The sequence below is a fragment of the Okeania hirsuta genome, assembly GCF_003838195.1.
Taxonomy (GTDB): Bacteria; Cyanobacteriota; Cyanobacteriia; order Cyanobacteriales; family Microcoleaceae; genus Okeania; species Okeania hirsuta.
Window position 1 is genome coordinate 26,244 of record NZ_RCBY01000051.1, and the last position, 13,341, is coordinate 39,584.

Genomic DNA, 13,341 nt, shown 5'->3' on the forward strand with positions numbered 1-13,341 from the left:
CTAAATATCATAAGGCATTTGTGCAGTAGTGCCAAAGTTCGATCATATCTTATAAAGTATATCGAGCTAAAGTTATATGGTATTGCTATGCTTTATGTTACCTTTACAGTTATTTTGATTTTTAAAAAAATCACAAATATGTAATTTTGGAACATAGTTTTTTACGATTATTAATTTTTAAAGTAATATATTTTCAGCTTAATACTACCTACCTATCGATTATTTCAAAGCCTAATAAGCTATAGTTATACATACGCCTTGCTTTAATATTCTACTTTAGATTCCTAACTTTTAGATATAACCTAATAAAGCAACATTTTATTAAAATATAGTTCATATAATTTTTATTACTTAAATTAAGATTTTTGTAGATGTACAAAAATAATATATATACTTATTACTAAATTTAACAAATACAATTAATAAGTAATATAATTCTATTATATAATAATAACTAAAGAAATAAACTAGATTCTGAAAAAAAAATTTCAGTTAAAAGTATCTTGACTATACTAATGGGTTGCCTATAACCTAAAACAATAGTATCTTAATTAAAGTTAAGGAACGATAGAATACTTACGATCAACTTATATTATTGTAGTAAAACTTATAAGTAAAAAAAAATTAATATTTATTAAATTTAAGGCAGTATAGCATATAGTATTTGCTTTACTGGTAACATAAAAAACTACAAAAATCAAGCTTTTAGCATAGAAACCTCAAGAGGATAACATTGTGCTGTATTTAGCAGAAGTACAAAAAAGACCAAGTGGTTTTGGTCTAGGTGGGGGTAAAACTGATTTGAAGCTACTAGCCTCTCAGCGTGGTGAACATAATTGGGTGGCTGTACCTGGGGAAGAAGTTATTCCAGCTGATGAAGCTAAGGAATTTTCTCCTGGTTCATTGGTGTTAGTAGATTTGAACAATAGTAAGCAGGTGCAGCAAATTCAAGATGCTGCCCGTCAGTTGGTGAAAATTCTGCAAAATTTCTCTCGCTCTCAAGAAAAATCTAAGACACAATGGGAGGAAATTGAGCAATGGAAAGCTTCTCTAACTTTTCAGGCCCAAGAATTGAATCGTAGAGAAATGGAATTGCAGGCTAAGGAAGAACAGCTTGAAGAACTACAAGCGGAAATTGATAGGTTGGAGCAACAACGTCAGGAAATTAGTCAAGCTCAAGAAGCATCTCAGCAACTTCAGAAACAGATAGAAAAATATCGAGAAGAATTAGAAGCCACTCGCTTAGAATTACACAAACAACAAGAAGAGTTTAACCAAAATCAGGGACAATTTTCTCAAGGGGCAGTTTTAGATGAAGATCAATCTCAGTATATTCGAGATGTACTGACTTGGTTGAATCAGGCGATCGCTCCGACAAATCTTTTGGGAGAAAAGTTAAGTCAGTCTTTAGAAATAGTTAGTTCTCAACAGGAAAGTCTAGAGCAACATGAACAAAGGCGGAAAGAACTGCCAAATACTAATTCTAGTGAAGAACAACAGGAAAATATAGAAAGTTTGGTTAGTCATGTCCAAAACCAATGGGTAGAATGGCGACAAGACCAGGAGTCTTTAGCCGAATTGATTTCGGAATGGAGGTCGCAACAAACTTTATTGGCAAGTAAGCAAGAGTATCGTCAAGTATTGAATAGTCAAATAGAGATACAGACACAACTTTATGAGCAACTGAGTCATCTATCAACAGCATTGGAAAATGATGGTATTTCTGAGAAAGTAGATGTTGAAGCTCTGGAAAAAATTTCTCTTAATGAGTTAGAGCAACTGGTTCAAAGTTTACAACAAGACTTGCAAAGAGATATGAGTTTTGTTAAAGACCAGGAAGAAGAATTAGCATTACAGCAGCAAGAAATGGATGCTTTGCAAAGAAGAATCGATCAAGCTACTGAATATGACAGAATTAGCTTAGAGTCAGAGCTTTCAGATGAACAAGACTGTTACAAAATGTTAAATGAATCTTTAGTCGGTTCCCAAAGAAATCTTAAGGAAAGGCAAGAAATATTAAGTCAACATCAAGAGGTTCTCTGGCGCAGATTAGGTAGTTCTTCTGGCCAACAACAGCAAAACAAAATAGACTTAAAGGCTACACTATCAAAGGTTGATGCTCAAAGGCAGCAGCTGACAGAGAATTTACAAAGTTTAGAAGCTGAAATTCAAAAAATACAAACAGATGTTGCCCGAAAAGAAGAAATTATCAATAGTCAAACTCGGCAACAAGAAGCGAAAAAAAATGAAATTGAACAACTAGAGTCGAGTTTACGAGAAAAGCAGAAGGCAAATTCACAGGGAGGAAGTGGAGCTATTTATCAGGAAGTTATGTTACCTATGCAAGATTATCTTGAACAACTCAAGCAGCAACTAGAAGAAGTAGTAGGAGAACTAAATCAAGTACAGGATATAGGGACACAGGTGGAGCAGTTACAGCAAGTCCTTCAAAATATAATTGGTCAACGGGATTGAACAAGGCAGAAGGCAGAAGGGAAAATTTGTATGGGGATAGTCTTTGACACGCCACTCAGTGTCTACAAATCCCAAGCAATTTTAAGCACCGTCATTTCAGTTATCAGTTATCAGTACCGACCACTAAAGCCGGAGGCGAGGAAAATACTGAACTGAATATTTTTTCATCCCCTTAAAAGGCTATCCCTTACCCATAAGTCTTGAAACCCTTGTAGGGAGCAGGGGAGCAGGGAGCAGGGGAGAAAGGAGAAAAAATCAATTTAGCTAAGTAAAACTACTGAAGTTGTCAAAAATAAAGTATTTTTCTATACATTTTTCTCCTGAAAAAGCCGATCCAATAACTATCCATAACTCGTCTATTTTCTCAAGCTTTGTGTTAAGAAAGATGTGGGTAAAGCATAGTTAAAAGGGGAGGCTTTGGACCTCATTTTTTGGTAATAGATGCTGGGTTATCAAATTGAAGAAGGCAGAAGGCAGAAGTGAAAGTAGTTACATCTTAAATTTGTGATTTACTCCTACAATAAAAAAATCTTCCATAAAATCTAAAAATTCAATCTTTTTTATTATGTTTTTCTTTCCCTGTTTCCTATTCCCTATTCCCTATATAGAATAATAAAATCCAAGGATGTCGAACTTTGGCGATCGCTCCACCAGGAAATGGGTCTGTTTGAGAACGGTTCGGAGCATCAATTAGATTTGTTAGCTTTTCAATATGACTGAAGTTAGGATGAATAGGTAAAACTTTTTGTAAAATACGTCTTATTACTCTTCTTTGTAATGCTAGAGGAACTTCGCGTAATACTAAACGGTTAATATATTGGACCTGTTGAGACTCAAGCTCAGAAATATTCAGATTATCTATATCTATATCCATCCTTGTCACTTTCTCCAATAGCTTTTCTGTCTCATTTTCAAGATAATCTACTTCTGCGCTTAGTATTTCTGCAGTTTGTGCCAGTGCTAGTTCAGCTTGAGGATTAAACTGGCGTAGCATAGGAAATAATTCCAGGCGGATACGATTACGAGCATAACGTAAATCTTGGTTTGTAGAATCTTCCCAAATACCAATTTTTTGCTTTTGACAAAAGTCGCCTGTTTGACTACGAGTAATTTCTAATAAAGGACGTATTAGTAATAAAGAGGAATTTTCTGTCAGAGGGCGTTGCCAAGTCAAAGCTTGTAGTCCATCAGTACCACTACCACGAATTAAATTATATAGGAGAGTTTCTGCGCGATCACTTGCTGTATGGCCAGTTACGATATATTGACAATTGGACTCTAAAGCAATTTTACTTAAAGTTTGATAACGCCATTTTCTAGCTTCCGCTTCACTTTGATAAACTCGGTCTGCTACTGCTAAAAAGAATGGCAGTTGCCAATTTGTTGCTAAATTTTTCACATAATTAGCATTAGCTTCTGAGTCCGATCGCCATCTATGGTCACAATGAGCTATTGCTAAATACCAACCCCATTTTGATTGTAAATCTAACAGTAACTTAGTTAGGCTTATGGAATCTTGACCACCAGATACTGCGATTAATATTCTTTGGTTTTCTGGTAATAATTTTCGTTGACGTAATGTTTTATGTAGTTGGTCATGTAGTGGTGTCCAATTTTTATTTGGAGATTGATTCACTGGGTATATAAAGAGATAATTGGAAATTAGGAAGAAAGAAGAAATTTTATTTTTAAAGAAGGTTAATTTGCAAGAGTATTTTTTTTATAACAGTTTTCAAATGTAATCTTCAGTAATCAACAGTTAAATTTCACCATTAACATTATCTTGAATGAATTTTTGACGAGCAAAACTAACTACAACCTCTAATTTTACGAGTATGATCGACTAAACTTTGAGCAAATTTATCAAAACGTTCCGATATTTTTTCATTCAATAATTTACCATCACTAGAAAAAGTATTCCAAGCCTGACCAATAGCAATTTGTTCCGGAATAACCCAAGCATGAACCCATCGCATAATTAATCGTAAATGATTCAGTGCATTACTATTTGATTGACCTCCCAAAACACTAATTAAACCTGCGACCTTTCCATCCAAATGTTCAAAACTCATCAAGTCAAGGGCATTTTTCATAACACCACTAACACTACCATGATATTCTGGCGTGGCCAAAATCAGACCATCAGCTTGCTTAACTGTTTCTCGGAGTAGCTGTACATCTGGATATTCTGAATAATCATCCTCACCATTACAAAAAGGGAGATTAAGCGATCGTAAATCCAATATATTTACCTCTGCACCGAGAGCTTCTACTCTCTTAACTGCTATTTCTAGAGCTTGCTGACTATAGGAAGCAGACCGCAAACTACCTCCAATTCCCACGATTTTTACCATGATTTTTGACTAAATTATAATAATTTCTGCTAAATCATATTCATAGCAAATGAAACGATAGAACGTCAATTTTGGTAGTACTTGATAGATTTTATCTGCAAGACAATTTCTGTTTGCGTAGCATGACAAACGGAAAAGTTTTTCTAAAGTGAGTAACTGGACAAAATTAATCACACTCTATGCTTGACTTTTATTTCACAACTTCAAACTCAACTGCTCATCCGGCGGAGTAAAACCCAAATGTCTCCAAGCTGCAGAAGTCACAACCCGACCACGAGGAGTACGCTGCATAAACCCAATTTGCATCAAATATGGCTCATAAACCTCCTCAATAGTTTGAGCATCCTCTCCTGTCGCTGCTGCCATTGTCTCTAAACCAGCAGGCCCACCATTATAATTTTCAATCATCGTCCTCAATAAATTACGGTCTGTCCAATCTAAACCTAGAGGGTCAACATTAAACAACTCTAACGCTTCACTTGCTACCTCAGCATTTACAGGAGTCAACTTTTTCACTTCCGAATAATCTCTCACCCGTCGAAGTAAACGATTAGCAATTCGAGGCGTACCCCGGGAGCGACGGGCAACTTCTTCAGCACCATCTTCTGTAATAGCTGTATTTAAAAGTTTTGCTGCTCGGAGAATAATTAGACTCAGTTCATCAACCTCATAAAAACGTAACCTCTGGATAATTCCGAAGCGATCGCGCAGGGGGGAAGTTAGAGACCCTACCCTGGTAGTTGCTCCGACTAAAGTAAAAGGTTTGAGAGGAATACTCCGAGTCTTAGCAGTTTTACCTTGACCCACTGTAATATCTAACCGAAAATCTTCCATCGCTGGATATAGAATTTCTTCTGTCATTTTGGAAAGGCGATGAATTTCATCTATAAAGAGAACATCCCCTTTTTGTAAACCTACTAGCAAACCTACTATATCTCTCGGTTTTTCAATGGCAGGGGCGGTAGTAATTTTACAGTTAACTTCCATTTCTGCTGCCAATATTAGAGACATGGTAGTTTTCCCTAACCCTGGAGGGCCATAAAGTAGCAGATGGTCTAAAGGTTCTTTCCTCGATTTAGCCGCCGAAATCGCAATATTTAATACTTCTTTCAGGTCTTTTTGTCCGATATATTCTGCTAACTTTTGGGGTCGAATTTTTTCTTCGTTGTTACTATTATTTTTGTCTTCTGCAGTTGTCTGTGCTTCTAATAAAGCTTCTATTTCGTCTGTTTCACTTTTGGATTTTGATTTTTTGGTTTTATATGAACTTTTACTTTCTGAGGCTAAGAAAATGTTTTTATCTGGCCTTTCTGGTTGTGGAGATTGTTTTTTGGAAGATATTATGGCCATAACTGGGAAATGAGTTCTAACATCCCTATTATGATACAAAGAGTTGATTTAATTAATTGTCCTTTCCTATGACAACATCATTATCTGTACCGGAAAATTTAACATTTGAAGAAGCGATCGCCTTAACTCAAGAAATAATGTCTGAGATAGAAACAGGCCAGTTATCGGAAGATAAAATAGGGTCATTAATTGGAGATTTAGTCAAGAGTAAAAATGGTGCTAGAGGATTTTTCGTTAGTTATCTTACAGACTCTAGACCTTTAGCAGATAATCCCTCACCATCAATATTTAGAGCGCTGGAATCATCTCCAGAAACAGTGACAGAATTATTAGTCAAAAATTTGGCCATGTGTTCGGCAATGGTAGTCCATCATCAAAGAAATCAAGACCAGGAGACAGCCTCCCAATCAGAAACAGTGCGATCGCGAACCACAAGACTAATTAAAAGCGTGGATATTCCCAGCTTAAAAGGTGAGATTGAGGAGTTATATCAAAGTACAACTACTGGCCAGGGAAATTACAAGCAGTTTCTAGAACGTTGGGGCTACGATGATGAACAGTTAAAGGTCATTCAGCAAGCAATTGAACCATTACTTTCTTAAGTTTTTGATTAGCTTAAATGTTTAAATATACCACATATATCTTGTAATAACTTTAATTTGTAGAGAGTATTTTGAGCAATCCCCTGATATAATCTCAAAAACTGTAGCCGTCTACTAGCAAAAAGTGATGAAACTGCTGATTGTGTAGTAGATGGAAACAGTAGATTATATACACTTAATATGGGCAATTTTGCTTGAGTGTGGTGTAGAGGAAAAAACGGAAAATAGTAGGACTATGAAAGGAATTGTCCGCGAAACTAGCAGGGTTAGTAGGTGGCTAACCGTGGTAAATACTTATTGGTTGGTAAATCTGAACCTACTATTAACATTAGTACGAAGAGATTTAGAAGCTAGATATAAGGGCTCAATTCTGGGTAATTTATGGCCATTACTTAACCAACTATCCCAACTTTTAATTTATACTTATGTATTCTCAATTATTCTTAAAGTCAAGCTTAACCTAGAAGGGCTACCTGAAGATAGTAAGGTGACATTTGGATTATGGTTATTTGCTGGGTTAATTCCTTGGCTAGCTTTTACTAATGGATTAACTCAAGCTTCTGGATCTGTGATTGGACAGCCCAACTTAGTCAAAAAAGTAGTATTTCCCCTTAGTTTACTACCTTTAGTTCCGGTTTTTTCAACTTTTATAGAAAGTACATTTGGATTAATAGTTTTAACAGGAATGGTATGTATATCATCTGGGGTACTGCATCAAACATTATGGCTATTACCAATAGTATTTTTACCGCAGCTTTTATTAACGGCAGGTTTAAGTTATTTTACCGCAGGATTAACAGTATTTTTACGGGATATTCCTCAGACTTTAGGAGTAATTTTAAATCTTTGGTTTTACGTTACGCCAATAGTATATCCGGCATCTGTAATTCCTGAAAATTGGCGAATATGGGTATTTTGGTGTAATCCTTTAACAGCGATCGCTGAAGTATATCGAGACCTGGTTTTAGTAGGAGAAATTAAACACTGGGGAGAGTTAGGAATTGCTGCTTTGATATCTATATTAATATTTTATTTGGGCTTGTGGGTGTACATGAAATTACGTCCTGCTTTTGCAGATGTTTTATAAATAAAAATAACTTCATCTATCTATGTCTTGAGCAGGGGAGTAGGGGAATGAGGGAGTGGGGGAGAATTCATTAATGGATAATGGATAATTACCTCTCCCTAAAAGGAAGAGGATTGACTAAAAGGAAAAAATTTATTTTTTTCCCCTTTAAAGGGGAAGCTTTAAACCTGAATTATTTAATTATTTAATTATTAATTCTTCGGTAAAAATAATAATAATTAATGCTTTTCTAGGGTGCTAATTATCAAAAAAGTTATTAAGTTAGTGTCAATTACTTAATAATTGAAGTGTTACCTAAGTTTAGCATTAATGCATGGTAATTCGTGTTAGATAATTTTGAAAAAATAATTTTAGCAATAATAAGTAAGATTAAAATATTTTACAGGAGATGTTCTTTTGAGAAAAAAGAGAATATATAACTAAAAACTGGTATTAAAACCATTCCCATACGAATCCTAGCTCCCAACTCCCAACTCCCAACTCCCAACTCCCAACTCCTGACTCCTGACTCCTAAGAAATACCTTAGGTATTTGTAGCAAACATTTATCAATAAAGATTAATATTTCCCAGAAAATTCATGGCTGAAACTGTAATTTCACTGCAAAATGTTTCTAAATGCTTTAAACGATATCGGCATCCGGTAGACCGTTTAAAAGAAATTCTATTCCCAGGAAAAAGTCGTGCTGATGAATTTTGGGCAGTGCAAAATATAAATATAGAAATAGAAAGAGGGCATACTTTAGGAATTGTGGGGCGGAATGGTTCGGGAAAAAGTACTCTTCTACAAATAATTGTTGGTACTCTTACACCGACAACTGGTACGGTAAAAGTTCAAGGTAGAGTTTCTGCACTGTTGGAACTTGGGAGTGGATTTAATCCAGAGTTTACAGGTAGGCAAAATGTTTTTTTTAACGGTCAATTATTAGGATTAAAACTATCAGAAATAGAAGAAAAATTTGATAAAATTGCTAGTTTTGCCGATATTGGAGATTTTATTGACGAGCCTGTAAAGACTTATTCTAGTGGAATGTTTATTAGGTTGGGATTTGCTGTGGCGACAAGTGTTGACCCAGATATCCTAGTAGTTGATGAGGCACTTTCGGTGGGAGATGAAGCATTTCAGAGAAAGTGTTTTGCTCGTATTCAAGACATTCAAGAAAGGGGTGGAACAATTTTATTTGTATCTCATGCTGCTTCAACAGTTGTACAACTTTGTGATTCAGCAATTTTGATGGATCATGGTGAAATGTTGCTTTATCATGCTCCTAAATATGTGGTATCTAAATATCAGAAATTAATTTATGCTTTTCCTGATAAAATTCCATCAATTAGGGAAGAAATTCGTCAGATTCCTAATTTAACAGTTAAGGATTTCTTGGATGATGAAGAAACAGATGAACAATCATCTCAATCAGAACAAAGTAGTGAAAATAAAATTTCAGAATCAACAGAATATGAAGAAATTTATGACCCGGAAATGATACCTTCAAATACGATACATTATCCTAATAAAGGGTCGGAAATTATTGACCCTCATATTATTACTTTGGATGGTAAGAGGGTAAATCATTTAATTAATCGTCGAGAATATTACTATACATATACAGTAAAATTTATTAACTCTACATCTAAAGTTAGGTTTGGAATGTTGATTAAAACTCTGAGTGGATTTGACTTAGGTGGAGCATCATTACACGGTTATACTAAATCAGTAGAATATGTAGAAGCACAGCAGAAAGTTATAGTTAAATTTAAGTTTAAATGTTTGCTAAATCCTGGGGTATATTTTTTAAATGCTGGAGTTGTTGGTATGGCAGGCGACCATCTAACTTATTTATCTCGTTGTATTGATATTGCTATGTTTAGAGTGCAGCATTGTAGTGATTCATGTGGTACGGGAGTAGTTGACTTTTTAATAGAACCTAGTTTAAAGATTAGAAATATGACATTTATATAGCAATTACCATGCTGGTAAGGTACAAAATTCGTTTGTTTTAGGCAACAGGCAACAGGCAAAAGGCAATAGTGAAGTAAAGATAAAAGTGTACCTCACGCTTACTGAGAAATCCTATATAACTGAGAAGAAAAGGAGTTATACCAAATTGATAAATTTTTGCTACAAATAGCTAGGATATTTCTTAGGAGTCAGGAGTCATATAGAAATGGCTTCAATACCAGTTTTGAGCTAGGAAATTCTCTTTTATGTCAAAGAGACATCTCCTTTAAAGTCTTTTAATCACGCTGATTATTCGTAACATTCTTTTTTCAAAATGGTATTAGGTAGAGTTTCTATCTATAGAGCAAGGCAAAGGAGTTTGGAGTGAGCAGGAATACAAGTATATTAATGCTAAATAGTTGTGGGAAAAATTTTATTGTAGCTATTGAAGGAGAAAGAAATAAAATTAATTTTAAAGTAGATTTCAATAATTGATAATTGATAATTGATAATTACCTCTCCCTAAAAGGAACAGGATTGAATAAAAGGAAAATTTTTTCTCTCTTGATCCATTGGATATGGCGAGGAGACCCGTTCTTGCAGACCCGCTCCGAAGATCGCCATCCCACCCTACGGGAAGCTGCGCTAACGATCGCTTGTTTCTCCTTTAAAGGAGAGGCATTTTACCTTAATTATTCGGTAAATACTTTTAATTACAGCCGTAAATTATAGCAGTTTCCATTAACATAAAAAGCAGATATTTTGGCTTAAAGGTAGAAGGCAGAAGTTCTGTAGTCTACCTTTGTGAAAACTGCTATTAAGTTAAATAAAAAATACTCTTCTTATGCTTATGTATAGCAGAAGGAAGGATAAAGAAGGAAAAGTATTACTTTGTCTGAGTTTTAGACTTTTGAACTGTGTTAATCTTTCCTTCGACTGCTATAAAATTAATACAGTACAATACGGTTCAGTTAAGAATTTTTTGGGCAAATATGTGATGTACAAACGTTGATTTTTACACTTTCTATCAGATAAACTTTTGTCTCCTCTGAAGCATATTGAATTACAGTAAAATTATCTTTTGTATGGCAGGTTTAATACCCCACAGTCATTTCAGTTATCAGTTAATAGTACCTCCTACTGTTTGCGCAGCATTCCGTAGGAAAGCAGAAGGCTTAAAATACTGAATTTTCTTTTTTTGTCCTCTTTACAAGGGGAAGCTTGAAATCTAATTTTCTACTCAAAGGGAGTGCTTAAAATTGTTTGGGGTTATAAGACACGAAATGGCGTGTAGAAGATTATCCTCATGCAATTTTTCCTTAAGCATAACTTCCTTCTTTATTTTTACTTTTCCTAAAACCTAACACCTATTTAAAAATATGAATCCTGAAAAAAATGAAATAGATAATCAGCTAATTATAGATACATTTATTCAAGACCAAACGAGAAAACCTGAAGAAATCAAGGTAAATATTCATCCACAAGATGAAATGTATCTCTATGCTTTGAAAAATACTGAAGGAAAGATTGATGAAGCACTACTACGATATTTTTCTAATGGTAAAAGAATATTAGATGCAGTTAAAAAAATTGTAGAATGGCATTTTGATGGCTTTGAAAATATCTCTTCTTTTCTAGATTTTGCGAGTGGGTATGGGCGTTTTAGTAGATTTTTAGTTCAGGAAATACCAGTTCATAAAATTTGGATTTCTGATATTTATCCTCAAGCAGTAGAGTTTCAAAAAAAATTACTTGGAGTAGAAGGGATAGTGTCAACTAATCATCCTGAAGATTATCAACTAAATCAAAAATTTGACTGCATTTTTGCCTGTTCATTTTTTAGTCATACTCCAGAAAAGACTTTCAGTGGTTGGTTAGAAAAGTTATATAGTTTGTTGACAGAAAACGGCATATTAATCTTTAGTACCCATGACTTATCTTTAATGACTATAGAGACAGAAAAAGATGCAGAAGAAATTTACTTTACTCCAGAAAGTGAAAGTCTTTTTCTCAAAACTGAAGATTATGGAGTTACTTATGTAGGAGAAAAATGGGTAGGTAAAATTATTCACCAAGCAACTAAGGGAAAAGCAAAATGGCATCGGATTAAAAAAGGTCTTTGTGGATACCACGATCTATATATTCTGTGGAATAAAGAAGGAAGAAGGAAGAAGGAAGAAGGAAGAAGTTATAAAATCAAAAGTCAAAAGTCAAAAGTAATAAAGGAAGAAGTTTTTATCAATTCAAAAGTCAAAAGTCAAAAGTCAAAAGTTGGAAATTCAGAAGTTGGAAAGGGAGAAGCTATCAATTCAAAAGTCAAAAGTCAAAATTCAGAAGTTGGAAAGGGAGAAGTTGGAAAGGGAGAAGTTAAAAAGGGAGAAGTTGAGGAACAAAGAGATAAATTATTAAACTTTTATTGTCATCCTGATGGTGGTTGTAGAAGTATCGAAGTTACATCTACAGGAGACATTTATATAGAAGGATGGGCAGCAGATATTAATCCTGAAGAAAAAGTAGAAGAAGTAGCTGTTTTAGTAAATGGAATAAAAGTAAAAAGCTGTTTGCCAAAATACGAAAGCAAAATTCAAAAATATCAATGGTCATGCAGCATTAACAGCGAACATTTATCCCCAGATGACGTTATCTTGGTCAAAATTATTAATAATTTCCATTTAGAGCGAGTCGTTAATATTTCTCCAGTTAATTCCATCGTCTTATTACCACCAAACCATCTATTACTCAGAATTAGTGGCAACTCTAGTGTTAAAGCCTTTCTTAGTTCATTTGATGACCTAAAATATACAGTAAAAAATTATCTGCAAAAAGCAGGATTTGATTTTCATCAATTTGAGAATATTCTAGATTTTGGCTGTGGAGTAGGACGTTATTTAATGGCATTTAAACCAGAACTTTTGCCCAATCAAAAACTATTTGGTTGTGATGTTTTTCCTGAATGTGCTGAATGGTGTGAAGAAAATATCAAATTTGCTACAGTCAAACATAACAATATTCAACCTCCATTACCTTTTGAAAATAATCAATTTGACCTAGTTAATGCTGTCTCAGTATTCACTCACCTACGTTTAGATTTACAACATCTTTGGGCCTGGGATATTTATCGAGTATTACGCCCTGGTGGAATATTATTTATGACACTTCACGGACCTCAATTTTTTCCGATAGTTTATGATATTTTTCGCACTGGAAATACTCATCAAGCTGAAATGTATAGTATTGGAGAAGAGGGATTATTTTTGTATCTAGACCATCAAGGAGAAGTAGATGGTCAAGGTCAACATACTGTTTCAGCAGTACATACACCAGCAGCTTATCAGGAAATATTTTCTATGTTCAAACATATTAAAAGATTTCCTCAAAGTAATATGGCAAATGGGCAAGATTTATATATTTTACAAAAGCCAATTTCTGGTGGTTTAGTTGCTCAACCTTTAAGTAGGAAGAAGGAAGAAGGAAGAAGGAAGAAGGAAGAAGTTGGAAGGAAGAAGTTGGAAGGAAGAAGTTGGAAGGAAGAAGTT

Annotated in this window: 8 protein-coding genes; 5 read left to right on the forward strand and 3 right to left on the reverse strand. The window is 34.5% G+C overall.

Annotated features, from left to right (window positions below):
• The first annotated feature begins 735 nt into the window (after nt 1-735).
• A complete protein-coding gene (hmpF, locus tag D5R40_RS11215; RefSeq protein WP_124154665.1) occupies nt 736-2,475 on the forward strand; it encodes a pilus motility taxis protein HmpF in 1,740 nt (579 codons plus the stop codon).
• 586 nt (nt 2,476-3,061) lie between these two features.
• Here hmpF and tilS read toward each other — a convergent pair.
• From tilS to ruvB, 3 genes are all read right to left on the reverse strand, one after another.
• Complete coding sequence (gene tilS, locus D5R40_RS11220) at nt 3,062-4,111, reverse strand: tRNA lysidine(34) synthetase TilS (RefSeq protein WP_124143467.1); 1,050 nt, start codon at nt 4,109-4,111, stop codon at nt 3,062-3,064.
• 172 nt (nt 4,112-4,283) lie between these two features.
• The gene (locus D5R40_RS11225) at nt 4,284-4,829 is read right to left on the reverse strand and encodes an NADPH-dependent FMN reductase (protein ID WP_124143468.1); all 546 of its coding nucleotides are present in this window, start codon (nt 4,827-4,829) and stop codon (nt 4,284-4,286) included.
• A 195-nt stretch (nt 4,830-5,024) separates the two neighbouring features.
• Nucleotides 5,025-6,179, reverse strand: a complete 1,155-nt coding sequence (ruvB, locus tag D5R40_RS11230; protein ID WP_124143469.1) for a Holliday junction branch migration DNA helicase RuvB — start codon at nt 6,177-6,179, stop codon at nt 5,025-5,027.
• A 68-nt stretch (nt 6,180-6,247) separates the two neighbouring features.
• Here ruvB and D5R40_RS11235 point away from each other — a divergent pair, with 68 nt between their 5' ends.
• The 4 genes from D5R40_RS11235 to D5R40_RS11250 form a co-directional block, all read left to right on the forward strand.
• The gene (locus D5R40_RS11235; RefSeq protein WP_124143470.1) at nt 6,248-6,781 is read left to right on the forward strand and encodes a sll1618 family protein; all 534 of its coding nucleotides are present in this window, start codon (nt 6,248-6,250) and stop codon (nt 6,779-6,781) included.
• A gap of 235 nt (nt 6,782-7,016) precedes the next feature.
• Entirely contained in the window at nt 7,017-7,868 is an 852-nt protein-coding gene (locus tag D5R40_RS11240) for an ABC transporter permease (RefSeq protein WP_124143473.1), read from the forward strand.
• 578 nt (nt 7,869-8,446) lie between these two features.
• Nucleotides 8,447-9,826: an ABC transporter ATP-binding protein gene (locus tag D5R40_RS11245; protein ID WP_124143471.1), complete on the forward strand. Its 1,380-nt coding sequence runs from the start codon at nt 8,447-8,449 to the stop codon at nt 9,824-9,826.
• A gap of 1,358 nt (nt 9,827-11,184) precedes the next feature.
• Nucleotides 11,185-13,341 (forward strand): methyltransferase (locus tag D5R40_RS11250; RefSeq protein ID WP_124143472.1); only part of this gene is annotated, 2,157 nt, incomplete at its 3' end.